Source organism: Corynebacterium nasicanis (assembly GCF_042658165.1).
In the GTDB taxonomy this organism is placed as follows: Bacteria; Actinomycetota; Actinomycetes; order Mycobacteriales; family Mycobacteriaceae; genus Corynebacterium; species Corynebacterium nasicanis.
Genome location: NZ_JBHSQE010000005.1, coordinates 64,671 through 91,057 on the forward strand (window position 1 = coordinate 64,671; position 26,387 = coordinate 91,057).

The window sequence follows — 26,387 nt, forward strand, 5'->3', positions numbered from 1 at the left end:
CTGTGACTGACACGTCCACCGCCGACAAGCTCGCGGATCTGCGCGCCCGCCTCGACCGGGCGCGCGACCCGGGCAGCGAGCGCGCCCGCGCCAAGCGGGACGAGGAGGGCCAGACCACGCCGCGTCAGCGGATCGCCGCGCTTCTCGACGCCGGCTCCTTCGTCGAGATCGGCGCCCTGGCCAAGACGCCCGGCGTCGAGGACGCCGTCTACTCCGACGGTGTCGTCACCGGCTACGGGCGTATCGACGGCCGCCCGGTGTGCATCTACGCGCACGACAAGACCGTCTACGGCGGCTCCGTCGGCGAGACCTTCGGCCGCAAGGTCGTCGAGGTCATGGAGATGGCCATCAAGATCGGCTGCCCCATCATCGGCATCCAGGACTCCGGCGGCGCCCGCATCCAGGACGCGGTGACGTCGCTGGCCATGTACTCGGAGATCTCCCGCCGTCAGCTGCCGCTCTCGGGCCGTAGCCCGCAGATTTCCATCATGCTGGGCAAGTCCGCCGGCGGCGCCGTCTACGCCCCGGTGACCACCGACTTCGTCATCGCCGTCGACGGGCAGACCGAGATGTACGTCACCGGCCCGGCCGTCATCCGCGAGGTCACCGGCGAGGACGTCACCTCCGCGGAGCTGGGCGGGGCCCGCCAGCAGGAGCTCAACGGCAACATCTCCGCCGTCCTGCGCAGCGAGGAGGAGGCCTTCGACTTCGTCCGGGACCTCCTCGACCACCTGCCCCTGACGTGCCATGACCCGGCCCCCGTCTTCGCCGCGCCCGCCGACGAGGAGGTCGCCGAGGCCCCCGAGCTCGACGTGTTCATGCCCGACGACTCCAACGCCGGCTACGACATGCTCGACCTGCTGCCGCTGCTCGGCGACGACGACAACCTCGTCGAGATCCAGGCCAACTACGCCCCGAACCTCATCACCGCCTTCGGGCGTATCGACGGCCGCGCCGTCGGCTTCGTCGCCAACAACCCCATGCACTTCGCCGGGTGCATCGACGCCGACGCCGCCGACAAGGGCGCCCGCTTCATCCGCATCTGCGACGCCTACAACATCCCCCTCGTCTTCGTCGTGGACACACCCGGCTACCTGCCCGGCGTGGAACAGGAGAAGGCCGGGCTCATCCACCGCGGCGCCAAGCTGGCCTTCGCCCTGGTGGAGGCGACGGTGCCGAAGATCACGCTCATCGTCCGCAAGGCCTACGGCGGTGCCTACGCCGTCATGGGCTCGAAGAACCTCACCGGCGACATCAACCTCGCCTGGCCCACCGCGCAGATCGCCGTCATGGGCTCCGCCGCGGCCGTCGTGATGATCCAGGGCAAGCAGCTCGCGGCCGCCCCGCCCGAGCAGCGCGATTACCTGAAGAAGCTGTTCATGGACTTCTACGACGAGAACATGACCAGCCCCTATGTCGCCGCCGAGCGCGGTTACCTCGACGCGATGATCCAGCCGCGGGACACCCGCCTGGCGCTGCGGAAGGCGCTGCGCCAGATGGAGACCAAGGTCCAGGAGGACCTGCCCAAGAAACACACCATCATGCCTATGTAACGGAACGGTCACTGTGCAACGATGTACTGGTTGTACACGCTCGTAGACCGCTAAAGGAGACCTCCCCATGCTGAGCACCGCTGCAGACCTGATCACCGACATCCTCGGTCTGTTCTTCATGATCGTCAACCAGATCGCCCACTTCAAGGGCTAGGTCGACGACCGGTCACCGCCTCCCCACCGCACGGTGGGGAGGCGGTTTCTGCTTCCCGGGGTCAGAAGCGGCGCGCGACGGCACGCCAGCCGAGCAGCAGCAGCCCCGACATGAGGGTGGCCACGAGAATGAAGGACCAGTGCGGCAACGCGCCATGGCGGAAGGCCCAGATCCCCAGCCCGGTGATGACGGTGATCGCCCAGGTGAGCACCCCGGCGGGGAAGGGGCGGTGCGCGTCGAGCTTGAGGCCGAGGATGAACGCCCACGACACCAGGACGCCCACCAGGAAGGGCCACCACGTCGACAGCCAGCCGGCGACGTTGAGGGGCATCTCCTCCGTCTGGTGCGCGATGCGGGCGAGGAGGGCGAAGAGGGCGATGGCGACGATGTCGCTGAGCAGTGCGGCGGGCCGTGTCATGCCCTCCACCCTAATCCGTGGCGTGCCTGGTACCAGAAGTAGAGCACCCAGCCGAGGGCGGTGATGAGGGCGAAGGACACGAGCCGGTAGACGAGGGCGGCGCCGGTCGCGTCGACCGCCGTCATGCCCGCGGCGACGAGGGTGGCGATGATCGCCGCCTCCACCGTCCCCAGCCCACCCGGGGTGACCTGCGCGGAACCGGCGATCTTGGCGGTGGTGTAGGCCAGCAGCACGCCGGCCACGGCCGGGGCGGAACCGGTCACGGCCCACACGCAGAGGTAGAGGGTGAGCACGTCGGCTGCCCGGTTGAGCAGCGACCACCCCGCCACCAGGGCGAAACGGCCCGGGCTGAGGCGGACGGACCCGAGCTCGCCCACGGGGAGCCGGCTGGTGAGAGCGCTCAGCTTCGCGGGGTGGTTGCTCGCCCACCACAGGCCGCCGGAGAGGGCGGCGGTGAGCGCGAGGGTGAGCAGGAGCGACCACACGTTGACGTCGGCGCCGAGGAAGAACACCCCGGCCAGGCCGATGACGACGAGCCACATCGTCGACACCGCGGAGCTGAGCACGAAGAACCAGCCGCACAGCAGGCGGCTGGCGCCCCAGGACCGCTGCATCTGATAGGTGAGCACCGCCGAGAAGGCGGGCCCGCCCGGCAGGGAGGTGGACCAGGAGTTGGAGGCCAGGGTGATCACGGCGGTGTGGCGGAGGGGGATGCGGGTGCCGCCGGCGTCGAGAAGCAGGCGCATGACCTCGGCCATGGCGAGGATGGACACGAGGGCGGCGAGGATGGCGGCGAGGACGCCGCCGGGCGCGGCGTCGCGGAGCCGGCGCGCGCCCTCGCCGAGGAAGGGCAGCTGGTCGCGGAAGAGCACGGCGAGCACGATGAGCACCGCCAGCGGCGCAAGCCACCGTACCCAACGCCACATGCTAGCGGTCCCGGTCGGCCGCGAGGCGGGCCATGAGCTCCGGGAAGGGGATGAGCTCGCCGTCCTGCGCCGCGGTCCGGCCGCCGCGGGCGGCCTCGTCCTCCGGCGTATCGACGACCTCCCCGTGGCCCATCTTCGCGTAGGCCTTCTTGACGAAGCCCGGGGCCCACCAGTTGTCCTCGCGCAGCAGGTGCATGACGGCGGGGACCAGCAGCATGCGGATGATGGTGGCGTCGATGGCCAGGGCGAAGATCATGCCGAAGGCGATGTACTTCATCATGACGATGTCGGAGAATCCGAAGGCGCCGGCCACGACGATCATGATGAGCGCGGCCGCGGTGATGATCGACCCCGTCTGCGCCGTGCCGTAGCGGATGGCGTCGTCGGTGGACAGACCCCGGTCGCGGGCCTCCACCATGCGGGAGACGAGGAAGACCTCGTAGTCCGTCGACAGGCCGTAGACGATGGCCACGATGAGCACCAGCACCGGCGACATGAGGGGGCCCGGGGTGAAGTGGAACAGCCCCGCCCCGACGCCGCCGACGAACATGGCGGTGAGGATGCCGAGGGTGGTGCCCAGCCCGAGGATCGTCATGATGATCGCCTTGGCGGGCAGGATGAGGGAGCCGAACACCAGGGCCATGAGGAGGAAGGTGGCCACGACGATGTACAGCGCCATCCACGGCAGCCGCTCCAGCAGTGCCTCGATGGACTCGATCTCCATGGCCGGGGTGCCGCCGATGTGGACGCTCACCCCCTCCGGCACGTCGAGGGCCCGCAGCTGATCGACGACCGCGCCGTTGAGATCGCGGTCGATGATGCCCGCCGAGAGCACCGTCGTCCCGTCCACGGTGCCGTGGTCCGGGGTGAAGCGGGAGCTGAGGCCCTCGATGTCGCGGACCTGCACGAAGATGTCCACCAGCTGCTGCTCGGTGGCGTCGGTGACCACCAGCTTCACGGGCTCCGTGCGGAAGGCCGGGAAGGTGGCGTTGAAGTCGTCCTGCGCGACGCGGACCTCGTTGCTCGGGGGGAGGTAGGTCTCGTTGATGCCGCCGAACTTCACGCCCGCCAGGGGCAGGGTGAGCGCGATGAGCACCCCGGCGACGCCGATGGTGACCAGCTTGGCGTGCTTCATCGCCCAGCCGGGGATGCGGAACCAGACGGTGTCCTCGAGGCGGCGGGCGGTGCGCTTGGTGCGGCGCACGGTCCACATGTCGATCCGGTGCCCGAGCAGGCCGAAGAGTGCGGGCAGCACCGTCACGGAGAGCAGCGCCGCCAGGCCCACAGCGGAGATCGCCCCGTAGGCCACCGACTTGAGGAAGGCCTGCGGGAACACCAGCAGGCCGGAGAGGGCCACCGCCACCATCGCCGCGGAGAACACCACCGTCTTGCCGGCCGTGGCCGTCGTGGTGCCCACCGCGTCGCGGACGGTGGAGCCCTTGTCCAGCTCCTCCCGGAAACGGGAGACCATGAACAGCCCGTAATCGATCGCCAGGCCCAGACCCAGCAGGGTCACCACGGACTGGGCGAAGACGTTGACCTGGGTGAGGCCGGCCAGCACGGAGAGCACGCCGAGGGAGCCCGCGATGGAGAGCACACCGACGATGAGCGGCATGAACGCCGCCACCGCCGAACCGAAGACGAAGAGCAGCAGGACGGCCACCACCGGCAGGGCGATGACCTCGGCGCGGACGATGTCCCCGGCCATGCCGTCGTCGAGGGAGTCCGCGACGGCCGTGGCCCCCGCCACGCGGGTCTGCACCTCGCCGGGCAGGTCGGCGACCAGGGAGTCCTCGATGGCGCGGAAATCACGCAGGGTCTGTTCCCCGTCGCCGCGCAGGCCGATGGCGGCGAAGGCGCGGGTCCCGTCGTCGTTGATCAGCTGCGCGTTGCGGGTGTCGAAGTAACTCGTGATGTGCGAGATCTCCGAGGGGTGCCGGGTCTTCAGCTCCTCCAGGTGGGAGGCGATGGCGCCGAAGGTCGCCGGGTCGTTGAGGCTGCGGCCGGCAGGCGACTCGAAGAGCAGGATGACGTCGCCGGAGTTGTCCCGGCCGAAGACCTCCTGCTCGATGTGCGCGGCCGCCGTGGAGCTGGAGCCGGGGTCGTCCCAGCCCTCCTGGCTCATGCGCTCGGCCAGCTGGGTGCCGAAGATGGCGTACACCGCCAGGATGGCGGCGATGACGATGAGCGGCACGATGCGACGGTGCCGGTGGGAGAAATGTCCCCACTTCTCGAACATGGGCGGCGCTCCTAGTGGTGGCGACCGGCGAGCAGCGCCGACAGCGGGCGGAAGGGCTGCAGCCAGGCACCCTCGTCGGGCAGCTGGTCGAGGCTGATGCGGGGGAGCGGCTCCCGGAACACGCCGGTGATCTCCTCCAGATCGACGAACTCGATCGTCTCGGAGGCGACGGCCCACGAGGCGTGCTCGTGGAAGCCGATGACGGTGACCGGCAGCCCCTCGGCGGCCAGTTCCTCGAGGGTCTCCTTGAAGTTCTGTCCGTCGGCGGAGGCGACGACGAGGCCGCGCAGCACGCCCTCCGCGTGCCGACGCCGGATGTGCGCCAGCATGTCCGGGTCGACGTCGGAGTCCTCGTCCGTCTTCGGCTTGGCGAACACGGCGAAACCGACGTTGCGCAGCGCCTCCACCCACGGCCGGATGACATCCGCGCCACCCGGCGTGACGTTGGTGAACACGGTGGCCTCCGCCTCGACCCGGCGGCCCGCCTCCTGGCTGAGCTGCCCGGCGCGGGTGAGCAGCCAGCGGCCGATGGCGTCGAAACGCGGGCGGAAGGCGGCGGTGGGCCGGCCGCCGAGGATGGCGCCCAGGCCCATGTCCAGGTTGGGGGCGTCCCAGACGAGCAGCAGGTTCTCCGGCCCGGGGGCCTCCTGCGCGCCGTAGTGATGGGTGGATTCGTGCAGATCGCTCACGGGGGGACTCATTTCGGTGCTATATGGAGATAGGGGGAGAAATCAGGAATTAACGGCGCTGCCACAGGAACTCGGTGATGGTGTGGTCCTTGTCCAGACCCTTGCCCTCGAACTTGGTGATCACCTGGCGGTCCACCAGCTGCGGGCACTCCGCCCACGGCCACTCCCGGTACTCCAGGAGCGGCTCGGAGTGGACGAGCTCGCTGATCCACTCGGCGTAGCCCGCGTGGTCGGTGGCGACGTGGAGCACGCCCCCCGGCTTGAGGCGGGTGGCGATGAGGTGCAGGGTGCCCGTCTGAATGAGCCGCCGCTTGTGGTGGCGGGCCTTCGGCCACGGGTCCGGGAAGAAGATGCGGACCCCGTCGAGGGAGGCCTCCGGCAGCATCCGGGCGAGCACCTCGACGCCGTCGCCGCGCACCATGCGGATGTTGTCGATACCACCGCGCACCACCGCACCGAGCAGCTTCGCCAGCCCGGGCTTGTACAGTTCGACGGCGATGATGTTGGTGTCGGCCTCCAGCGGGGCCATCGCGGCGGTGGAGGTGCCGGTGCCGGAGCCGATCTCCAGGATCGTGCGTGCACCGGAGCGGCCGAACCATTCCTCCAGGTCGATGCGTTCATCGGCGAGGACGCGGCCCAGGCGGGGCCAGTTCTCCTCCCACATCTTCTCCTGGTTGTCGGTGAGCGTGCCGCGGCGGAAACTCACCGCGCCGAGGCGCGGGTAGGCGCGTCCGTCGTCGCCGAAATCGGTCTGCAGGGGGCGGCCGGCCGGCAGGTCGCCGAGGGGTCGCTGGTCATCGGGGAAATCAGAAATAGACATTGCTCATATTCTCCCCCTGTGATGGGCAAACTTCAATTTTCCGGCCTCCGGTTGCGGGGGAGGTTGTGCCGGGTGATCATGGGCGCATTGACTCAGGGGGGAGCGGTGGAGACTCCGGACATGTTCATCCGCGCGGCCGACTGGGCGCAGGCGCGGGACTTCGGGTGCCCGGTGGGACTGCACCTGCGGCGTGTCCTGCTCGATCTCACCGGCCCCCCGCGCGTCGGCGCCTGCACCCTCGCCGGCCCCGTCCCCCTGCCGCCCTGGCCGGTGCGGGAGGTCACCGTCACGTGGCCGGGGCTGGCGGCGGGCGTCGACATCGTCGTGTTCCTCCACCCCGGACCGCTGCCCGCGGCCGTGCGCTCCCGCCTGCAGGCCGGCCCGCCGGCCGTCCTCGTTCTGCCCGCCCTGCCGGAGGTCATGCCCGAGCTGCCGCTTATCGACGCCCGCGTCCCCCTCCTCGCCGGCGAGCTCCGCGCCCTGGCCGCCCGGCACCCGGCGGTCGCCCCGGCGCTGCTGGACATCGCCGGGCCCGCCCCGGCGCCGCGTCCCCGCCCCCGCGTGGCGGTGATCAGCCCGCACCCGGTGGAGGTGGCGCTGCCGGGCTGCGAGATCGTCAGCGGGGATCCGCACGTCGACGTCGTCCTCGCCGTGGCCCCGCCCGGCGGGTGGAGCCCGGCCGATCACCCCACCCTGCGGGACGCGGCCCGCCGCGCCGGGCGGCTGGTGTCCACCGCGCCGCTGCCGGCAGACGTCCCGGGCACCCTCGTCCCCGCCGGGGAGTCGTGGTCCCGGGCCTGCCAGCGCGCCCTGCGGCGCCCGCCCACCCTGCCCGATCCGCGCCCCGGGACGTGGCTGCGGGCGATCGACCTCCTCGAGCGCCGCCGCCCCGGGGACCCGGGGCAGCCGCCGGTGTTCTGGGAGGTCATCGCGCAGGCGCTGGTGTTCGGGGCCCTCGCCGGGCTGGCCGCCGCACAGGTCGGCCCGGCGGTCGGGGTGGGAGCGGCGCTGACGGTGGGCGGGATGCGGTGGTGGACGGGGCGTCGAGAAGCACGGCGGGCGTGGCTCCGGGAGGAGAACGCCCGCCTGCGCGCCGTCCCGCGCGCCCCGACCCGGTGGGTGCGTAGACAACTGGCGAAGGAGATGTAGATGTTCCACGGACTGGAAGGACTCGACGGCGGCGGGGAGCTGCGTCTGGAGCTCGGTGATGACCAGTTCCTCCTCGCCGGGGAGGCCGGGGAGGCCGTCACCCTCGCCGACGCCGGCGGCACGAGCGTCTACGCGGACCTCGACGGCGACGGCATCATCGACCACATTTCCTCCGTCCACGCGGACGGGGGTTTCGACGTCTTCACCGCCGACCCGCACCGGGCGGCCTGGGGGTTGGCCGTGTCTGACCCCGGGAATCCGCCCCGCGAGGCAGCGGCCGCGTGGGGATTGGCCGGGGAAGCCACCCCCGAAAGTGTGCACGCCACGCCCGGGGAATCACCGGAAAAGACCGGGTGGCATCGGATCGAACACGGATAAAGGGCCTGGTTATGACATGTGACACTACTCGCTTAGCCGGTGGGGCCGCCGTGAGAGCGATTTAATGGATAACCTGTAAAGAGGAAACTCTGCCGAGTATCGCAAACGTCAGGAGAACATATGACCACCGAGATCAAGGGCCTCGTCGGCCCGGCCCCGACCGACAACGAGAAGCTCCTCTCCTGGATTGCCGAGGCCGTCGAGCTCTTCCAGCCGGAGAAGGTCGTCTTCGCTGACGGCTCCCAGGACGAGTGGGACCGCCTCACCGCGGAGCTGGTCGAGGCAGGCACCCTCATCCGTCTCAACGAGGAGAAGCGCCCCAACAGCTTCCTCGCGCGCTCCAACCCGGACGACGTCGCCCGCGTCGAGTCCCGCACCTTCATCTGCTCCGAGAAGGAGGAGGACGCCGGCGTCACCAACAACTGGGCCGACCCGGCCGAGATGAAGAAGGAGATGACCGAGGTCTTCCGCGGCTCCATGAAGGGCCGCACGATGTACGTCGTCCCGTTCTGCATGGGCCCGATCACCGATCCGGATCCGAAGCTGGGCGTGCAGCTCACCGACTCCGCCTACGTCGTCCTCTCCATGCGCATCATGACCCGCATGGGCGCCGAGGCCCTGGCCAAGATCGGCACCAACGGCGATTTCGTCCACGCCCTCCACTCCGTCGGCGCCCCGCTGGAGCCGGGCCAGGAGGATGTCGCGTGGCCGTGCAACGACACCAAGTACATCACCCACTTCCCGGAGACCAAGGAGATCTGGTCCTACGGTTCCGGTTACGGCGGTAACGCCATCCTGGCCAAGAAGTGCTACGCCCTGCGTATCGCCTCCGTCATGGCGAAGGAGGAGGGCTGGATGGCCGAGCACATGCTCATCCTCAAGCTCAACTCCCCGGAGGGCAAGAGCTACCACATCGCGGCCGCCTTCCCGTCCGCCTGCGGTAAGACCAACCTCGCCATGATCACCCCGACCATCGAGGGCTGGACCGCCGAGGTCGTCGGCGACGACATCGCCTGGCTCAAGCTGCGCGAGGACGGCCTCTACGCCGTCAACCCGGAGAACGGTTTCTTCGGTGTCGCCCCGGGCACCAACTACGCCTCCAACCCGATCGCCATGGAGACCATGGAGCCGGGCAACACCCTGTTCACCAACGTCGCGCTGACCGACGACGGAGACATCTGGTGGGAGGGCATGGACGGCGAGAAGCCGGCCCACCTCATCGACTGGCTGGGCAACGACTGGACCCCGGAGTCCGGCACCAAGGCCGCGCACCCGAACTCCCGCTACTGCGTCGCCATCGAGCAGAGCCCGGCCGCCGCGCCGGAGTACAACGACCCGCAGGGTGTCAAGATCGACGCCATCCTCTTCGGTGGCCGCCGCGCCGACACCGTCCCGCTGGTCACCCAGGCCTACGACTGGGAGCACGGCACCTTCATCGGCGCCACCATGGCTTCCGGTCAGACCGCCGCCTCCGCGGAGGCCAAGGTCGGTTCCCTGCGCCACGACCCGATGGCCATGCTGCCGTTCATGGGCTACAACGCCGGTGACTACCTGCAGCACTGGATCGACATGGGCAAGGACGGCGGCGACCGCATGCCGGAGATCTTCCTGGTCAACTGGTTCCGCCGCGGCGAGGACGGCCGCTTCCTGTGGCCGGGCTTCGGTGACAACTCCCGCGTGCTCAAGTGGGTCATCGACCGCATCGAGGGCAAGGTCGGCGCCGAGGAGACCGTCGCCGGTCAGACCGCCCGCGTCGAGGACCTGGACCTCACCGGTCTGGACACCCCGCTCGAGGACATCAAGGAGGCCCTGTCCGCCCCCGCCGCCGACTGGGCCCGCGACGTCGCCGATGACGAGGAGTACCTCGCCTTCCTTGGCCCGCGTGTTCCCACCGAGATCCACGAGCAGCTGGGTAAGCTCAAGGAGCGCATCGAGGCGAACAAGAGCTAGTTCGTCCCGCGTCTGAACTTCCACCCCCCAGGTCGACTCCGGTCCCTGGGGGGTGGAGTGTTTTTTCAGTCCTTCCGCAGGACCACCACGAGGTTGGACACGAGGAACTCCCGCAGCCCCGGCACGCGCACCAGCCACCACGCCCACGACGGGTGGTAGCGGGGGAAGGCCAGCAGCAGCCGCGCCCCCTCCACCTCCCGGGCCCAGCGCAGGCCCGCCGCGGCCGAGACCGCGAACAGCGACTCGCCCCACACGTTCTTCGGGTCCCGGCCGTGACGGGTCGCGTATCGACGCCGCGCGAACTCCCCACCCACGTAGTGCTCCCAGATACCGGTCTCGTGCCCTCCGAAAGGACCCAGCCACACGGTGTAGCTGAGCACCACCAGCCCGCCGGGGCGGGTGACGCGCAGCATCTCGGCGCCCATGTCCCAGGGGGCGGGGACGTGCTCGGCGACGTTGGAGGAGTAGACGAGGTCGAAGGAGTCGGCGGCGAAAGGCAGCTCCTGGCCGTCGCCGCGCACCGCGCCCGGCACGGTGATCCCGGCGGCGGCCATCTCCCCCACGGAGGGTTCCACAGGCACGTACCAGGCGCCCCGCGCGGCGAAGGCCGCGGCGAAGTAGCCGGGTCCGCCGCCGACGTCGAGCACCGAGCGCCCGGACAGGGGGGTGCGGGTGGTGTCGGTGCTGAGGGCGTCGAGAAGCGCTGCGGTGTCCTCGGCCAACGGCCGGTAGAAACGCGCCGGATCCGCCTGCTCGAAGCGGAGGGAGCGCAGCAGGGACCAGGAACGGGCGAGGGTCGCGAGACGGCGGGTACGGCGGAACACACCCTGTAGGCTAGTCCGGACGATGAAGATCCTTCTGTTGTGCTGGCGCGATTCGACCCACCCGCAGGGCGGGGGCTCCGAACGCTACCTCGAGCGCGTCGGGGAGTACCTGGCGCGCCGGGGGCACGAGGTGGTCTACCGCACCGCCGGGCACACCGACGCGCCCCGGCGCAGCCGCCGCAACGGGGTGCGCTATTCACGTTCCGGCGGGAAGTTCTCGGTGTACCCGCGGGCCTGGTTCGGGATCCTGCTGGGGCGGGTCGGGGTGGGCACCCTCGGGGACATCGACGTGGTGGTGGACACCCAGAACGGCATCCCCTTCTTCGCCCGCCTGGTGAGCAACGCCCCGACGGTGCTGCTCACCCACCACTGCCACCGCGAGCAGTGGCCGGTGGCCGGGGCGCTGCTTTCTCGGGTGGGCTGGTTCCTGGAGTCGCAGGTGGCGCCGCGGGTGTACCGGGGCGCGCCCTATGTGACGGTCTCGGAGTCCTCGAAGGCGGAGCTGATCGGCCTGGGGGTGGCGGAGGAGAGCATCGAGATCATCGGCAATGGCGTCGATCCCGTGCCGGCGGAGGTGCCGCAGCTGCGCCGCGCCGCAGGCACGACCCACCTGGTCACGCTCAGCCGGCTCGTGCCGCACAAGCAGATCGAGCACGCCATCGACGTGGTCGCCGCGCTGCGGGACCGCGAGCTGGTCCTCGACGTCATCGGCTCCGGCTGGTGGGAGGAGCGGCTGCGGGAGCACGCGCGTCGGCGGGGGGTGAGCGACCGCGTCATCTTCCACGGCCAGGTCACCGAGGACTACAAGCACGCCCTCCTGGCCCGCGCCGACGTGCACCTCATGCCCTCCCGCAAGGAGGGCTGGGGGCTGGCGGTCATGGAGGCCGCGCAGCACGCGGTACCCACCCTCGGCTACCGCTCGGCCGGCGGCCTGCGGGACTCCATCGTCGACGGGGAGACCGGCGTGCTCGTGGACACCCCCGCCGAACTCACCGTGTGCACCGCGCGGCTTCTCGACGCCCCGGAGCTCCGCGCCCGCCTCGGCGCAGCCGCCCGCGAGCGCGCCCGGGGCTACTCCTGGGAGCTCACCGGCGCACGCTTCGCCGCACTGCTGGAGCGAGTGGCAGCGCCAGCCAGCTGAGGAGCAGCGTCAGTCCGAGGGTGCGGGAGCGCGGTGCGGCGGTGGTCTCGGTGACCTCCCCCTCGGCGACGATCAGCCCCACGCCGAGCTCGGCGAGGCGCTCCAGGTCCCGCTCCTCCCACGCCTCCTGGGAGGCGGTCCAGCGGGGGGTGGGGGCATCGACCACGACCCCGTCGACGACCAGCGCCCCTGATTCCACCGTGGACAGGGCCTTGCTGAGGGGGTGGATGATGACGGTGCCGTCGGCCCGGCGGGCGAGCGGCGGGGTGTCGACCAGCAGGACGTCCCGCCCGGCGGCGCGCTCCACCAGGGAGGCGTCCACGGTGATCTCCTGGGGGGCCAGCGGGGCCAACGCCAGCGGGGCGTCCGGCACCTGCAGCAGCGCCAGGGCCAGGGCGCCCGCCGCCCAGCGGTGGGTGAGGGCGGCCGCGGCGGCCACGTAGGCGGGCAGCGCGAGGGCGCTGAACTTGCTGGCGTCGCGCAGCAGCCCCGCGCCGGGGACGTGCGCCACCACCCAGGTCAGCGCCTCGGGCCACAGCCAGGCGAGCAGCGCCCCGCCGAGACCGAGCCCCGCGATGAACAGCAGCGCGCGCGGCACCCGGCGCGCCCGGGTGAGCAGCACCGCGAACAGGAGCACCCCGCAGAGCGCGAAACCGAGCTCGCGGGAGGCGGGGACGGCCGCGGCGTTCCAGATTCCGCCCAGCCCGAGGAGAGAACCGGCCGTGGTGGCGCCGGCCTCGGCGCGGGGGGCGAAGGCGGCGACGGAGGCGGCGCTGGCCGCGGCGTCGCCACGCAGCAGGCCGGGGAGCAGCCACGGCAGGCAGCAGGCCAGCCCGAAGGCCAGGGTGGACACGCGGTGGCGCGCGGTGCCCACTCCGGTGAGCAGCGCGAGCAGGGCGCCGGTGGGGGTGAGCGAGGCGGCCCACAGGGCGATCCACTGCAGGTTCGTGCGCCCCGTCAGCCCGGCGGCGGCGATGAGCGGGAGCAGCCACGCCGCGATGACCAGCGACCAGTGCCCCTGGAGGAGGCGCTCCACGGTGAAGGGATTCCACAGTGCGACGGTGAGGGCGGCGAGTGTCGGCACCCGCCCCGCCCCCTGGAGGCGGGCGAGCAGCACCGCGCCATACGCCCCGGCCGCGGCGCCCGCGACGAGCAGCAGGCGCGCCACCCAGGAGGCGGGCACCACCTGACCCAGCAGCGCCAGGAGGCCGTCCTGGGGGACGTTGCGGCCCGGCAGGTCACCCGTGCCCAGCGCCCCGGCGGACAGGGCCGGGGAATCGAGGACGAGCATGTCGCGCAAGGCGAGCTGTCCGGGCCACAGCAGCGGCCACAGCAGGGCGCCGATGAGGATCCCGGCCCACAGCGGCGCCCAGTGCAGCCGGGGCACCTAGCGGCTCCGGCGCTCGCGCAGCAGCAGGACGACCGCCCACAGCGCGGCGAGCAGCGCCAGCGCCTTGCCCAGCACGGCGAGGATCTGCAGGCTGCGCAGCGTCGTCAGCACCGAGGAGGCCTCCGCGCTCTGCTGCGCGATGGTGGCGTCGTCCCATTCCGAGACGGTGTGGTAGATCGTGTAAGCGGGGTCCGGGGCGAAGGAACGGTGGGTGGTCTCCTCCTCGCCCGCGGCGAAAAAGAGGTGGTACTCGGCGCGGATGTCGATGATGGTGCCGGTCTCCGGCTCCACCCACACGCGGCGGTCCACCGCATAACTGGGGATCCCGACCGCGGAGTCGGCGAGGTGGTCGAGCAGGCCGTTGACCTCGGCGGGCATGCTGATGGCGCGGGAGGAGGTGCGGTCCATGTGCCGGTCGTCGAGGCGGTGGTGGAACTCGAAGGTCTCCACCCCGTGGTGCTCGGTCTCACCGACGTAGTCGAGCAGCAGCGGCTCCTGGGCGGTCATGTCGAACCAGGGGTAGGACTGCCGGGCGGTGGGGAAGGGGAAGAAGTACTGCAGCCCCTCCCGGACGAAGGGTTCGGAGGCCATGCCGCTGGCCAGGTCCGGCACCGAGATGCTCATCTGGCTGACCGGGGTGCCGACGGGGAAGGTCGAGCGGGCGTCGAGAAGCACGGAATCGTGCATCTCCGTGAGGACGTCCTCGCCGAAGCGCACCTGGATGACCGCATCCGCCTGGACGGCGTCCGCGGTGTCGGACTCACTGGTGGTCAGCGCGGTGACCTGGCGGGAGGGCACGGTGAGCACATAACAGGCGTACGAGGCCGGCAGCGGGGTGGAACCCTGGCATTCGGGCCGGTCCCGGTTCGCCGCGGGAATACCCTGGGAGCCGTCGATGGGGGCCAGCAGGCTCATCGTCTCGTTCGGGCGGGTGGAAAACGTCAGCGACTGCCCGACGTCGAGCGGGCGCAGCAGGGCGATGACGGCCGGAGGCACGGCCGAGGAGAGGACGAAGAGCAACGCGGCGATCAGCAGCAGCTGGATCGGACGACGTCGGAACAAGCTCTGTGACACGGCTCGGGTCCTCTTCGTTAAAATCGCCGGGAAAGGAGGTGGTCCGCGTGGTTGTCGCAGCGGATTCCGTTCCCGTTTCCTCCACAGTCTACAAACCCGGCCACCTGCCCGGGCTCGAAGGCCTGCGGGCCGTCGCGGCCCTCGGGGTCGTGCTCACCCACGTGGCCTTCCAGACGGGCCTCGACCCGGCCACCCCCGCGGGCGCCGTCCTCGCCCGCTTCGATTTCTTCGTGCCCGTCTTCTTCTCCCTGTCCGCGTTCCTGCTGTGGCGGGGGCACCACGCGGATCGTCGCTTATCGACGCACACCCGCTACCTCCTCCGCCGCGCCGGCCGCATCCTCCCCGTCTACCTGGCCTGCGTGGTGGCGGTCATCCTCCTGCTCCCGGAGGCGGCGCGGATGAGCGGCGAGCAGATTCTGGCCAACCTCACCCTCACCCAGGTCTACTGGGCCGACGGCCTGGCCCCGGGGCTCACCCACCTGTGGTCGCTGAGCGTGGAGGTGGCCTTCTATCTGGCGCTGCCGCTGCTCGCGCTCACCCTCGGCCGTCTGCCCCGGCGCGGGCGGATCCTCGCCATCCTGGGGCTGGCGGTGCTGTCCCTGGGCTGGGCGTATCTGCCCTTCGTCGTCGACGATGCAGAGGTGAACCGGCAGATCTGGCCCCCGGCGTACGTGGCGTGGTTCGCGGTGGGCCTGCTCGCCGCGGAGTTCGAGGGCCGGGTGCCCGCCGGGCTGACCCGGGCGCTGCGGGTGCGCTGGGTGTGGTGGGCCCTGGCGCTGCTCATCGCCTGGGTGGCCGGGCAGGAGTGGTACGGCCCGCTGGGGCTGACCCACCCGGAGCCGGAGGAGTTCGTGCGCCGCGTCCTGGCGGGCACCCTCTTCGCCGCGGTGCTCGTCGTGCCGGAGGCGCTGGCGCCGGGGACCCGCTGGCTGCGGCACCCGGTGACCCAGACGCTGGGGCGCTGGTCCTACTCGATCTTCCTGTGGCACGTGGCCCTGCTCTCGCTGGCCTTCCCGCTCCTCGGCCGGGACTATTTCTCCGGAGGCTTCTGGCCGGTGCTGCTGGTGACACTCGGGCTGACGCTGCCCGTCGCGGCCGCCAGCTTCGTCTTCCTCGAGGAACCCGGGAAGAGGCTGGTGAGGGCCGCGACGAGCAGGAGCGCCAGCACCACCGAATCCCCGGCGTAGTCGCCCACCGGCCACGGACCGCGCGCCAGCCAGGCGCCCGCGGTGCCCACCAGCGCCCCGGCCAGCAGCCCCGGGGGAATGAGGGTGAAGCGGCACACGGCCAGGGCGAGGGCCGCGGCGAGCAGCCCCGGCCACCCGGCGAGCACTACTGCGCTCAGCGCGCCGAGGCCCAGCAGCCAGGGGCTGGCGGTGGCCCGCAGGCTCTCCTCCCGGCGCCGCGAAAGTGCCAGGACGGCACCGGCGGCCAGGGCCACCAGCAGGGCGAGCGCCCCGCCGCCGAAGAGCAGCTGCCGGTAGAGGCGGTCGGGGGCGAAGCTGAGATCCACGGTGCCCGCGGCGCCGGCGGGGACGCGGAAGGCCTGGGTCGCGGCGTCGACGGTGACCGGTTCCAGCTCCCGCTCGCCCAGGGTGGCCCGCAGGCCGGGGTGGGCGGCGCGGCCGGTGATGAGCAGCCGATCCTCCTCCGCGGCGCGCACGGTGCCGTCGCTTCCCTCCCAGGCGGGGGAGGGGGAGAAACCCTCGGTGGTGAGGGTGACCCAGGTGGCGTCGGTACGCAGGGTGTGGCGGCCGGGCGCGAGCTCCACGACGTCGCCGGGGGAGTACGCCGTGCCGTCGAGGGTGAGGTCGGCATCGGCGTCGACCTGCAGCGTGAGCGGGCGCGGCGCGGTGAAGGCGCGGATGAGGTAGCCGGTGTCCAGGGTGAGGCGCTGGAAGAGGAACTGCTGCACGTCCGGGGAGGTGTCCGGGACGGTGACGATGCGTTCCAGCGGGTGCCCGGCGATGCTCACCTCGGCGATGCCGACCGCGTCGCGCAGCTGCAGGCGCAGGGCATCGTGAGTGCCGTCGAGGGTGAGCGTGGTGGGTTCCGGGCCGAGCTCGACCTCCCGCCCGTTGATCTCCAGGACCGAGTCCTCGGTGGTGCTGACGGTGACGACCGGGTCGCGCAGCGGCTGCTCCGGGAGGAGTTCCAGCCACTGCCCCCGCGCCGGGCCGGGCGTGGGCCACCAGGCGGTGTCCTCCACGCCGTCGACGGCCGCGGTGGGCGAACGCGCCGGGTCGGCCCCGCCGAAGCTGGTGGCGTCCGAGGCGGAGGAACTGGCCCGGACCTGCCCGCCGGTGGATTCCACCCGGGTGAGGGGACCTGCGGAGGGGTAGTCGGGGACGGCGTTGCGCACGTCGGCGCCCTCGGAGAGCGCGGCCAGCGGGGCGGAGACCGGGCCGGTGAGGGAACCGTAGTTGCGCACGGTCAGGGCGGGGGTGTCGGTGACCACCTCGGCGCCGGCATCGACGAGCACGCGCGGGCCGGGGCCGTGGAGCATGTCGAGGACCGCGAGTGATTCCCCGCCCCCGGCCACCCGCACCGGCTCGGCCGCGCTGAGCATCATGTCCGCGTGCGGGTCGAGGATGAGCACCTCCACCTCGCCGAAGCGGTGCCGCTGCGCGTCCAGCGGTCGCAGGTCCAGCTCCCGGCCGTCCTCCAGGTCGTGGCGGTGCAGGAGGGCACCGATGCCGAGGCGTCGGAGCGATTCCGCACCCGCCACCGGATCGTGGTGGAGCACGGCCAGCACCCCGTCGAGCCCGCGGATCGCCTCCGGAGGGACGAGGGGGACGGCGTCGCGGACGGCCCAGGGGACGTCGAGAAGCGGCTGCGCGGGTTCATCCCGCGTCCACCCCCACGTCTGCCGGGCGAAACTGGCCTCCGGGACGATGAGCGTGCGCGTGCCGGCGGCCTCGCGGTTGAGCAGGTTCGTCGCCTCCTGCCAGTAGCCGGGCACATGGTCCCAGGTCCCGCGGGGCAGCAGGCGGCCCGACCAGGCCGGGGCCAGGGCGGCCACGCCGAGGACCAGCACCAGCGCGGCCGCCGCTTCTCGACGCCCCGCCGCCCGCGGCAGGTGCCCGCCCAGCCCGGCCAGCCCGACGAGCAGCGGAATGCGCACGAGGGGGTCGAATTTGTGGAGGTTGCGGAAGGGGGCGAGGGGGGCGTCGAGAAGCTCCAGCCACGGGGCGGCGAAAGGCCCGTGCGCGGCCCCGAGGAGGGTGACGCCCACGAGCAGCATGCCCACCCACAGGCCGCGGTGCGGGGTGGAACGCAGGGTGAGCCCCGCCAGGCCGAGGGCGGCGACGGCGGCGGTGAGCAGCACGAACGTCGGCGAGCTGACGAGGAGGAACCCGGCCGTGCGTTCGGTGTCGACGAAGGGCGCCCAGCTGGTGGTGCCGCGCAGGATCTCGATGAGGTTGAGCCAGCGGGTGGTGACGAAGGAGGATTCGATGTAGTCCGTGAACGGCGGGGCGTGGCGTCCGAGGATGAGCAGCGGCCCGATCCACCACGCGCTGACGGCGGCGCAGGCGGCCAGCCAGCCGAGGGCGGTGGGCAGCGCGCGGGCGTCGCGACGCAGCAGGCGCCAGCCGAGGACGAGCCCGGCGGGCAGGCAGGCGGCGAGGGTGGCCGTGGCGTTGACCGCCCCCATGAGCGCGACCGGGAGCACCGCGGCGGCGACCGCACGCAGCCCGAGGCGGCCGAGGAAGGGCAGGATCACCCACGGCGCGAGCATGACCGGCCACGTCTCCGAGGAGATCGTGGTCAACGTGCTCATCGTCCGCGGCGAGAGGGCGAAGAGGAAGGCGGCGAGCACCTGGAAGGGGAGCGTGCCGGTGCCGGTGCGGCGCAGCAGCAGGAGGAAACCCGAATAACCCACCCCCAGGACCAGCCACCACCACAGGCGCTGGGCCAGCCAGTCGGGCAGGGGATCAGTGAGCAGGAAGAACGCGCCGTGCGGGAACAGGTAACCGTAGGCCTGATTCTGCAGCTGCCCCAGCGTGAACGTGTCCGTCCAGGCATGCGTGGCCTGGGCGAGAAAACCGTGGGGGTCGGCGGTGAGATCGTGCTTGGTGTCGGCGGCGACCTGGCCGGGCTGCTGCAGGAGGCTGATCAGCCCCAGGATGATCCAGCCGAGAAGGTGCATGGATTAGCCGCGGGTGCCGTACTCCGGGCCGCCCAGCAGAGCCTCGTCCGCGGGCACGGCGTTGCCCTGCGGGACGGTGTCCTGGCCGGAGAAGGAGGCGATTCCGATCACGGAGACCACGCCCAGCGCCACGCCGACGACCGCACTGGCGATCACGGAGCTCAGCGAGCGACGATCAACGGATCCGGAAGAGTAGGACATGGCCCCTGATGCTACTCCCCCGACACCGGCGGAACAACGAGCACCGGGATGCCCGCGTTGTGCAGCACACCGTCCGACGTGGAGGACTGCCACAGGGACTTCCACCGGCTCGCCCCGCGCGAGCCGGTCACGATGACATCCGGGCGCAGCTCCTGCGCCGCCTCGCAGATCGCCGACCACACCGTGGTGTCCGCCTCGACCAGGTGGGCGCGGGCCTCCAGCCCGAGTTCCACGGCCCTGTCCACCCCGGCGCGGCAGGTGTCGCGGGCGCGGAGGTAGGCGGCGTCGTCCTGCTCGGCATCGGTCACCCACTCCGCCTGGTGCAGGCCCGAGACCCCCACCGCGCGGGCGGCGGTACGGTGCACGGGCTCCCACGCGGTGAGGATCTCCACCCGGCGTGGGAGCAGCAGCCGGGCCGCGTACTCCAGGGCGTTCCGGGACTCCGCGGACCCGTCGAAGGCGAGGAGCATCGTCGGCTGGCCAGGGGAATGTGGGGAGGTCATGAGGCCACTCTAACGGGCTGTCGGGCAGACTGTTAGGGTGCGCCACGTGACCCTTCTCCGCTTCGTCTCCGCCCTCCTCGCCGCCGGGTGCCTGGCCGCGTGCGCAGCGGGGTCGGGGGAATCTGCGGCGCCCAGTTCAGTGGCCAGTTCGGCGCCGAGTTCGGCGGCGAGTGTTGAGAAGACCCCCGAGGACATCGCCCGCCAGCGCGTGCCGCAGGAACAGCGCGCCAAGGCCGCCTCACTGCTCGTCGTCGGCGTGGACAATTACGACGACGCGCTGTGGAAGCTGCAGCAGGGGGTCGGCGGGATCTTCATCACCAGCTGGGCGAACCCGGAGCTGCTGTCCACCGAGGGGCGCAACATCGTCGCGCTGCGCCGCGAGATCGGGCGGCCGTTCTCCGTGTCCATCGATTTCGAGGGCGGACGGGTCCAGCGGCACGCGGGAATCATCGGGCCCCGTCTGTCGCCCCGCGAGATGGCGGCCACGATGAGCCCCGAGCAGGTGGAGAATTACGCCCGTGAGCTGGGGAATTCCCTGCGCTGGTACGGGGTGACGGTGGATTTCGCCCCGGTCCTCGATGTCGACGCCCACGGTCTCGAGGTGGTCGGCGACCGCGCCTTCTCCCGCGACCCGGTCGTCGCCGGCGATTACGGGGCCGCCTTCGCGCGCGGCCTGCGGGCGGCGAACATCACGCCCGTGTTCAAACATTTCCCCGGTCACGGTCAGGCGAGCGGGGACACCCACCATGAGCTGGCGGTCACTCCGCCGGTGGGCAGCGTCGTCGAGCATGATCTCCCGCCCTACGCCACCGCGCTGCCCGAGGTGGACGGATCAGTCATGGTCGGGCACATGGTCGTCCCGGGGCTGGGCGACGGGCACACCCCCTCGAGCCTCGACCCCGCGGTGTACGAGCTGCTGCGCTCCGGCGATTACCCCGGTGGGCGGCCTTTCGACGGGGTCGTCTACACCGACGATCTCACCGGGATGCGGGCGATCACGGACCGCTACACGCTGCCGCAGGCGGTTGTCGCGGCGGTGCGTGCGGGCGCCGACCAGCCGCTCTTCTCCTCCGGCGGCGCCCTCGTCGCCGCCATCGACGCGGTGGATGCCGCCGTCACCGCCGGGGAGATCCCGGCCGCGCGTCTCGACGCCGCCGCCTACCGCGTGCAACTGCAACTCCTGCAGACCGGTAGTTGATTCTGCCCCGCAAAGTAGGCAAAGACACGCGCGGCCACTAATGTGGCCAGTGTGAGTGAGTCAAACAGCCAGGACAGCGGCGGAAAAGGCCTCCGGATCGCCCTGGGGGCGGTCGTGGGCCTGTTCGCGCTCTTCGGAATCATCTACGCGGTGGACTACGCCCTGACCCAGGGGGACGTCCCGCGCGGCACCACCGTCGGTGGCGTCGACATCGGCGGGATGGAGCCGGCGGAGGCGCAGGCCGTCCTGGAACGGGAGCTCGGCGGCAAGGTCCACGAGCCCGCCACCGTCCGCGCCGGCGAGCGGGAGGCCACCTTCGTGCCCGCCACCGCGGGGCTGTCCATCGACTACGCGGAGACGGTCGCGCAGATCGGCACCGAATCCCTCAACCCCTTCCTCCGCCTCGAGGGCCTCATCGGTTCCGGGCGGGAGGCAGACATCGTCTCCCGCGTCGACGACGCCGCCCTGGCACCGGAGCTCGAGCGGCTCCACGCCGAGCTCAGCGCCGCGCCGGAGGATGGCGTCGTCGAGCTTATCGACGCCCGCGTCGCCGTCACCGACCCCGTCAACGGCCACGAGATCGACCCCGCGCCGCTGCGCGAACGCGTCACCGCCGACTGGCTCGACCCCGCCGGCGTCGAGGTCGAGGCCACGATCACCCCGCCCGCCATCGACGAGGCCGCCGTGCGCAAGGTCGCCGAGGGGGATGCCGCCGCTGCCGTGGCCGCTCCCCTCACCGTCACCGGCCGCGACGACATCAACGGCGTCATCGAACCGGCCCGCATGGGCGAGGTGGTCACCTTCGTGCCCGTCGACGGGGCGCTGCAGACCGAGATCAACACGGAGGCCGCGCAGGGCATCCTCGCGGAGAAGCTCGGTGAGACCGAGGCCCGCAAGCAGAACGCCCTCATCGACTTCTCCGGCGGATCCCGCCAGATCACCCCCAGCGTCGACGGTGTGAAGATCGACTGGGAGGCCACCCTCGAGGGCTTCCGCGAGCGTGTCCTCGCCTCCGGGGACGAACGCACCTGGGAGGCGGTCTACGAGGATGACCCCGCCACCTTCACCACCGAGATGGCCCAGACCGCGACCTTCGACCAGGTGGTCGGTGAGTTCAGCACCTCCGGTTACTCGGCGGCGTCGGGGGTCAACATCTCCCGGGTCGCCTCCATCGTCAACGGGGCCATCGTCGCGCCCGGCGACACCTTCTCCCTCAACGGCTACACCGGCCCCCGCGGCGCCTCCCAGGGCTATGTCGAATCGGGCATCATCATCAACGGTCGCGCCGGGGAGGCTGTCGGCGGTGGCATCAGCCAGTTCGCCACCACCCTCTACAACGCCGCCTACTTCGCCGGCATGCAGGACGTGGCGCACACCCCGCACAGCTACTACATCTCCCGCTACCCGGCCGGCCGCGAGGCCACCGTCTTCGAGGGCGCCATCGACCTGCAGTTCCGCAACAACTCGCAGTACCCCGTGCGCATCGAGACCGCCGTCGGCGGCGGCGACGTCACCGTCCGCCTCACCGGCGTGAAGACCGTCACCGTCGAATCCGTCAACGGCGGCCGCTGGGCCCCCACCCAGCCCCGCGAGCAGACCGTGTCCGGCAACGACTGCATCCCCTCCGGCGGTATCCCCGGGTTCACCACCTCGGACACCCGCATCATCCGCGACCTCTCCGGTGCCGAGATCTCCCGCGAGACGCAGACCACGCGTTACGATCCCCAGCCGATCGTGAAGTGCTCCTGATGTCCCGCGTCTTCGCCTACCCCTGGACCGACATCTACCGCCTCTACGTGCAGAAGGTGGAGCGCAAGGGCCGCACCGTCGAGGAACTCGATGAGGTCCTCGGCTGGCTGACCGGCTACACCCCTGCGCAGCTGCGGGAGTTCGGCGGCGACCTGCGGGCCTTCTTCGCGGAGGCACCGGCGATGACCCCGGACGTCGATAAGATCACGGGCGTCGTGTGCGGCGTGCGTGTCGAGGACGTCGAAGACCCCCTCATGCAGCAGATCCGCTGGGCCGACAAGCTTGTCGACGAACTGGCCAAGGGCAAGGCCGTCGCCAAGATCATCCGGTCCTGAGCCGCCCGTCCGGCTGACTTCGGTGGGGTTCCCCAGGAGGGTACTGAATTCGACCGCTGGGGTCAGCCCGGCGGGCGATCGGGCAAAGCCCTCTGCTACCTTCCTTGCTACCACTCCGGAAAATGGCAGCAAAAAGCCCCACCTATCATTACTGATGGTGGGGTATTCCCGGTGGAGCCGGCGACGAGAATCGAACTCGCACTCTCAGCTTGGGAAGCTGATGTTCTACCACTAAACTACGCCGGCAGCTGCGCGGGTGGCGCTACCGGGGAAGTCTAGCACCGGGGTGGGGGCCGCCGGGAAATCGGCTGGTCGGTATGCTCGAACTCGTGCTTCTCTCCGACCGTGACATCCGTTCCGCCATCGATTCCGGTGCGCTGGGTATCGAGCCCTACGAGGCCGACAACGTGCAGCCCTCGAGTATCGACGTCCGCCTGGACCGGTTCTTCCGCGTGTTCAACAACTCCAAGTACACGCACATTGACCCGAAGCTGCAGCAGGACGACCTCACCAGCCTCGTCGAGGTGGCGGAGGGGGATGCCTTCGTGCTGCATCCGGGGGAGTTCGTCCTGGCGTCGACGCTGGAGAAGTTCACGCTGCCGGACAACCTGGCCGGGCGTCTCGAGGGCAAGTCCTCGCTCGGGCGGCTGGGGCTGCTCACGCACTCCACGGCAGGCTTCATCGATCCGGGCTTCTCCGGCTACGTCACCCTGGAGCTGTCGAATGTGGCGAACCTGCCCATGACCCTGTGGCCGGGGATGAAGGTGGGGCAGATGGCGATCTTCCGGATGTCCTCGCCCGCGGAGGTGCCCTACGGCACCGGGTCGCTGGGGTCGAAGTACCAGGGGCAGCGGGGTCCGACGCCGTCGCGGGCGTATCTCAACTTCCCGCAGGGTTAGCGGCTTATGGCGACAAGTGCCACCCCCGCCTCCCCCCAAAAGACGACATTCAGTTTCAGTTAAGCCTGCGTTCATTCTGCGCCGGTACAAAGGGCAGTTATGCGTATGACTGTCATCGGCACCGGATACCTGGGTGCAACCCACGCGGCCTGCATGGCTGAGCTCGGCCATGAAGTGCTCGGCGTGGATGTGGATTCCGCCAAGATCGAATCGCTGAAGAACGGCGTCGTCCCGTTCTTCGAGCCCGGTCTGCCGGACGTTCTCTCCCGCAACCTGGAGTCCGGTCGCCTGGATTTCACCACGGACTACCAGCGGGTGGCGGAGTTCGCCACCGTGCACTTCCTCGGTGTCGGTACGCCGCAGGAGCGGGGCTCCTACGCGGCGGATCTCACCTACGTCTACGCGGTGATCGAGGATCTGGTGCCGTTGCTGGAGGGGGACCACATCATCTTCGGCAAGTCGACGGTCCCCGTCGGCACCGCCGACAACCTGCAGAAGCGCGCCGATGAGCTGTGCCGGCCGGGCACCACGGTGGAGATCGCCTGGAACCCGGAGTTCCTCCGTGAGGGCTTCGCCGTCCAGGACACGATCACCCCGGACCGCATCGTGCTCGGCGTGCGCTCCGGCGAGTCCCGGGCCGAGGAAGTGGCCCGCGAGGTGTACGCGCAGTCCATCGCGGACGGCACCCCGTTCCTGGTCATGGACCGCGTGACCTCGGAGCTGGTCAAGGTCTCGGCGAACGCCTTCCTGGCCACGAAGATCTCCTTCATCAACGCGGTCTCGGAGATCTGCGAGATCGCGGGGGGTGATGTCACCAAGCTGGCCGACGCCATCGGGCATGACGACCGCATCGGCCGTAAGTTCCTCGGCGCGGGCCTCGGCTTCGGCGGCGGCTGCCTGCCGAAGGACATCCGCGCCTTCATGGCCCGGGCCGGTGAGCTGGGAGCAGACCAGGCGTTGACGTTCCTCCGGGAGGTCGACGCCATCAACATGCGGCGCCGCGACCGGGTCGTGCAGCTGACCCGCGCGCTGTGCGACGGCAACCTCCTGGGCCACCGCGTCACCGTGCTGGGCGCCGCCTTCAAGCCGAATTCGGATGACGTGCGGGATTCCCCGGCGCTGTCTGTGGCCGGATCGCTCTCCCTGGCCGGCGCCGATGTCTCCGTCTTCGACCCGAAGGCGATGGACAATGCCCGCAAGGTGTTCCCCACCCTCGGCTATGTCGACTCCGTCGAGGAGGCGCTCGAGGGGGCGGATGTGGTCGTGCTGGCCACGGAGTGGCAGGAATTCCGCGATCTCGACCCGGAGGCCGCCGGTGAGCTGGTGGCGCGCCGGGTGATAATTGACGGCCGTAATGTTCTCGACGTCGATAAGTGGCGGGCCGCGGGCTGGAACATCCAGGCCCTGGGCCGCACGCTCTAACGCCGCGCCGGCACCGTCCACGCCGCGATGAGGGTGGTGAGCGGTACGGCGAGGGTGAGCGCCAGAGCGCCGATGCCCGAGCGCAGCAGCTCGGTGGCCACGATGTCGCTGGTCAGCGTCTGAGTGAGCGGGCGCTGCGCCACCGAGATGAGCAGCAGCAGCGGCAATGCCGCGCCCGTGTAGGTGAGCACGAGGGTGTAGACCATCGAGGAGATATGGTCGCGCCCCACCTTCATCGCCCCGAGGAACAGGCGCCAGGGGGAGGCGTCGGGGTCGAGGTCGGAGAGTTCGTTGACGGTCGAGGCCTGGGAGATGGTGACGTCGTTGAGCACGCCGAGGGCGCCGATGATGAAGCCGCACAGCAGCAGCCCGACGATGGACACCTCCGGCAGGTAGAGCAGGATGGTGAGGTTGTCGTCGGAACCCAGACCCCGCAGGTGGGTGGAGTCGATGGCCAGGCGCGCCAGGCCAGCGGCGACGGCTAACGCGATGAGTGTGCCGGCCAGCGCCGAGGCTGATTTCCAGTTGAAGCCGTGCACGAGCGGCACGACGATCATGAGGATCGCCGCGCCCGCCACCAGCGCCAGCGCCAGGGGATCGCGGCCGTGCAGCAGCGCGGGCAGGAGGAACACCGCGATGCCCACCAACGTGAGCAGCAGCCCGGCCAGCGCCCGCACGCCGCGCCAGGCGGCGAAGACGATGATCATCAGCGCGATGAGCACGCCCCACACCGTCAGCGGCACGGCGCGCTGGAAGTCGCCGAAGGTGTAGACGGTGCCCTCCGGGGTCTCCGAGGAGGTGAGCAGGATGGCATCGCCCGCGGCCAGCTGCGGCTCGCCGGGCAACCCGAAATGGACGAGCTGGGTGCGCCGCCCCGCGTCGGGACCGGAGGTGATCTCGACGAGCGAGCGCTCGCAGCGCTGATCCGAGTGTTCCAGGGGGACGACCGGGGAACCGTCGAAGGCCTGGCCGGTGGAGGGGGAGGTGCAGGCGGCGGCGTCGACAAGCAGCACCTCGCCGCTTACCTGCGTGTGGTTGAGGTTGAAGGTCGTCGCGAAATCGGGGCTGACCTGGGGATCCTCCTGGGGTGGCCAGAGTCGCCACAGCCCCACCACCGTGGCCAGGAGAGCCAGGACGAGGAATCCGAGGAGGACCTGTCGCCAACGGGACGGGGCGGTGTCGCGTGCGTGGTGGGAACCCATGGTTCTGCACCCTATCGCGGATA

General features: G+C 70.8%; 22 protein-coding genes, 1 tRNA gene and 1 pseudogene. 11 read left to right on the plus strand and 13 right to left on the minus strand.

Annotation, left to right across the window (positions count from 1 at the left end; all coding sequences use genetic code 11):
* The first annotated feature begins 2 nt into the window (after positions 1–2).
* On the plus strand, positions 3–1,553 hold the full coding sequence (locus tag ACFPUZ_RS07820) for an acyl-CoA carboxylase subunit beta (RefSeq protein ID WP_377001306.1): 1,551 nt from the start codon (positions 3–5) through the stop codon (positions 1,551–1,553).
* A 215-nt stretch (positions 1,554–1,768) separates the two neighbouring features.
* On the opposite strand, the gene ACFPUZ_RS07825 is transcribed toward ACFPUZ_RS07820, so the two are convergent.
* The 5 genes from ACFPUZ_RS07825 to trmB are packed head-to-tail and all read right to left on the minus strand — an operon-like array spanning position 1,769 to position 6,799.
* Positions 1,769–2,125, minus strand: coding sequence for a DUF3054 domain-containing protein (locus tag ACFPUZ_RS07825; RefSeq protein ID WP_377001308.1), 357 nt, complete (start codon positions 2,123–2,125; stop codon positions 1,769–1,771).
* On the minus strand, positions 2,122–3,051 hold the full coding sequence (locus tag ACFPUZ_RS07830; RefSeq protein ID WP_377001310.1) for a lysylphosphatidylglycerol synthase transmembrane domain-containing protein: 930 nt from the start codon (positions 3,049–3,051) through the stop codon (positions 2,122–2,124). Before ACFPUZ_RS07830 ends, ACFPUZ_RS07825 begins: the two co-directional genes overlap by 4 nt.
* Position 3,052: 1 nt before the next feature.
* Positions 3,053–5,290 carry an MMPL family transporter gene (locus ACFPUZ_RS07835; protein WP_377001312.1) on the minus strand — a complete coding sequence of 746 codons (2,238 nt, stop codon included), beginning with the start codon at positions 5,288–5,290 and terminating at the stop codon, positions 3,053–3,055.
* Positions 5,291–5,301: 11 nt separating this feature from the next.
* The gene (locus ACFPUZ_RS07840; protein WP_377001314.1) at positions 5,302–5,979 is read right to left on the minus strand and encodes an NYN domain-containing protein; all 678 of its coding nucleotides are present in this window, start codon (positions 5,977–5,979) and stop codon (positions 5,302–5,304) included.
* Between the two features lie 49 nt (positions 5,980–6,028).
* A complete protein-coding gene (trmB, locus tag ACFPUZ_RS07845; protein ID WP_377001316.1) occupies positions 6,029–6,799 on the minus strand; it encodes a tRNA (guanosine(46)-N7)-methyltransferase TrmB in 771 nt (256 codons plus the stop codon).
* A 120-nt stretch (positions 6,800–6,919) separates the two neighbouring features.
* Between trmB and ACFPUZ_RS07850 the strand changes: the two genes are divergently transcribed.
* The 3 genes from ACFPUZ_RS07850 (at position 6,920) to ACFPUZ_RS07860 (ending at position 10,276) form a co-directional block, all read left to right on the plus strand.
* The gene (locus ACFPUZ_RS07850; RefSeq protein WP_377001318.1) at positions 6,920–7,948 is read left to right on the plus strand and encodes a hypothetical protein; all 1,029 of its coding nucleotides are present in this window, start codon (positions 6,920–6,922) and stop codon (positions 7,946–7,948) included.
* On the plus strand, positions 7,949–8,326 hold the full coding sequence (locus ACFPUZ_RS07855) for a hypothetical protein (protein WP_377001319.1): 378 nt from the start codon (positions 7,949–7,951) through the stop codon (positions 8,324–8,326).
* 120 nt (positions 8,327–8,446) lie between these two features.
* Entirely contained in the window at positions 8,447–10,276 is a 1,830-nt protein-coding gene (locus tag ACFPUZ_RS07860; protein WP_377001321.1) for a phosphoenolpyruvate carboxykinase (GTP), read from the plus strand.
* Positions 10,277–10,341: 65 nt separating this feature from the next.
* Here the strand turns inward: ACFPUZ_RS07860 and ACFPUZ_RS07865 are convergent, their stop codons facing one another.
* Positions 10,342–11,100 carry a class I SAM-dependent methyltransferase gene (locus ACFPUZ_RS07865; RefSeq protein WP_377001323.1) on the minus strand — a complete coding sequence of 253 codons (759 nt, stop codon included), beginning with the start codon at positions 11,098–11,100 and terminating at the stop codon, positions 10,342–10,344.
* A 22-nt stretch (positions 11,101–11,122) separates the two neighbouring features.
* Here ACFPUZ_RS07865 and ACFPUZ_RS07870 point away from each other — a divergent pair, with 22 nt between their 5' ends.
* Positions 11,123–12,241, plus strand: coding sequence for a glycosyltransferase family 4 protein (locus ACFPUZ_RS07870; protein WP_377001325.1), 1,119 nt, complete (start codon positions 11,123–11,125; stop codon positions 12,239–12,241).
* On the opposite strand, the gene ACFPUZ_RS07875 is transcribed toward ACFPUZ_RS07870, so the two are convergent.
* Both ACFPUZ_RS07875 and ACFPUZ_RS07880 read right to left on the minus strand, forming a co-directional pair.
* Positions 12,186–13,628: an MmpA family trehalose lipid delivery protein gene (locus ACFPUZ_RS07875; protein ID WP_377001326.1), complete on the minus strand. Its 1,443-nt coding sequence runs from the start codon at positions 13,626–13,628 to the stop codon at positions 12,186–12,188. The genes ACFPUZ_RS07870 and ACFPUZ_RS07875 overlap by 56 nt on opposite strands.
* Positions 13,629–14,705 carry a porin PorA family protein gene (locus ACFPUZ_RS07880; protein ID WP_377001328.1) on the minus strand — a complete coding sequence of 359 codons (1,077 nt, stop codon included), beginning with the start codon at positions 14,703–14,705 and terminating at the stop codon, positions 13,629–13,631.
* 161 nt (positions 14,706–14,866) lie between these two features.
* Between ACFPUZ_RS07880 and ACFPUZ_RS07885 the strand changes: the two are divergent.
* A pseudogene (locus tag ACFPUZ_RS07885) lies at positions 14,867–15,745 on the plus strand (acyltransferase family protein); the annotation flags it as partial.
* Here ACFPUZ_RS07885 and ACFPUZ_RS07890 read toward each other — a convergent pair.
* Genes ACFPUZ_RS07890 through ACFPUZ_RS07900 form a run of 3 tightly spaced genes read right to left on the minus strand, consistent with a single transcriptional unit; the run spans position 15,736 to position 19,559 of the window.
* Positions 15,736–18,855, minus strand: coding sequence for an alpha-(1->3)-arabinofuranosyltransferase domain-containing protein (locus ACFPUZ_RS07890; protein WP_377001330.1), 3,120 nt, complete (start codon positions 18,853–18,855; stop codon positions 15,736–15,738). The pseudogene ACFPUZ_RS07885 and the gene ACFPUZ_RS07890 overlap by 10 nt on opposite strands.
* A gap of 3 nt (positions 18,856–18,858) precedes the next feature.
* Complete coding sequence (locus ACFPUZ_RS07895; RefSeq protein WP_377001332.1) at positions 18,859–19,056, minus strand: DUF2613 domain-containing protein; 198 nt, start codon at positions 19,054–19,056, stop codon at positions 18,859–18,861.
* Positions 19,057–19,067: 11 nt separating this feature from the next.
* Positions 19,068–19,559 (minus strand): universal stress protein, encoded by a 492-nt coding sequence (locus tag ACFPUZ_RS07900; protein WP_377001333.1) that lies wholly within the window; start codon positions 19,557–19,559, stop codon positions 19,068–19,070.
* Between the two features lie 46 nt (positions 19,560–19,605).
* Here ACFPUZ_RS07900 and ACFPUZ_RS07905 point away from each other — a divergent pair, with 46 nt between their 5' ends.
* The 3 genes from ACFPUZ_RS07905 to ACFPUZ_RS07915 are packed head-to-tail and all read left to right on the plus strand — an operon-like array spanning position 19,606 to position 22,841.
* A complete protein-coding gene (locus ACFPUZ_RS07905; protein WP_377001335.1) occupies positions 19,606–20,757 on the plus strand; it encodes a glycoside hydrolase family 3 N-terminal domain-containing protein in 1,152 nt (383 codons plus the stop codon).
* Between the two features lie 51 nt (positions 20,758–20,808).
* Positions 20,809–22,506: a VanW family protein gene (locus tag ACFPUZ_RS07910; protein ID WP_377001336.1), complete on the plus strand. Its 1,698-nt coding sequence runs from the start codon at positions 20,809–20,811 to the stop codon at positions 22,504–22,506.
* Complete coding sequence (locus ACFPUZ_RS07915; RefSeq protein WP_377001337.1) at positions 22,506–22,841, plus strand: DUF2200 domain-containing protein; 336 nt, start codon at positions 22,506–22,508, stop codon at positions 22,839–22,841. The genes ACFPUZ_RS07910 and ACFPUZ_RS07915 overlap by 1 nt, the downstream gene beginning before the upstream one ends.
* Before the next feature lie 172 nt (positions 22,842–23,013).
* Here the strand turns inward: ACFPUZ_RS07915 and ACFPUZ_RS07920 are convergent.
* Positions 23,014–23,087: transfer RNA gene (locus ACFPUZ_RS07920), tRNA-Gly, on the minus strand.
* A gap of 83 nt (positions 23,088–23,170) precedes the next feature.
* On the opposite strand from ACFPUZ_RS07920, the gene dcd reads away from it, so the two are divergent.
* Together dcd and ACFPUZ_RS07930 are read left to right on the plus strand one after the other, a co-directional pair.
* Complete coding sequence (dcd, locus tag ACFPUZ_RS07925; RefSeq protein ID WP_377001439.1) at positions 23,171–23,740, plus strand: dCTP deaminase; 570 nt, start codon at positions 23,171–23,173, stop codon at positions 23,738–23,740.
* Between the two features lie 99 nt (positions 23,741–23,839).
* Complete coding sequence (locus tag ACFPUZ_RS07930; protein ID WP_377001339.1) at positions 23,840–25,162, plus strand: UDP-glucose dehydrogenase family protein; 1,323 nt, start codon at positions 23,840–23,842, stop codon at positions 25,160–25,162.
* Here ACFPUZ_RS07930 and ACFPUZ_RS07935 read toward each other — a convergent pair.
* Positions 25,159–26,364 (minus strand): YibE/F family protein, encoded by a 1,206-nt coding sequence (locus ACFPUZ_RS07935; RefSeq protein ID WP_377001341.1) that lies wholly within the window; start codon positions 26,362–26,364, stop codon positions 25,159–25,161. The two genes, ACFPUZ_RS07930 and ACFPUZ_RS07935, sit on opposite strands and share 4 nt — an antisense overlap.
* Positions 26,365–26,387: the final 23 nt, after the last annotated feature.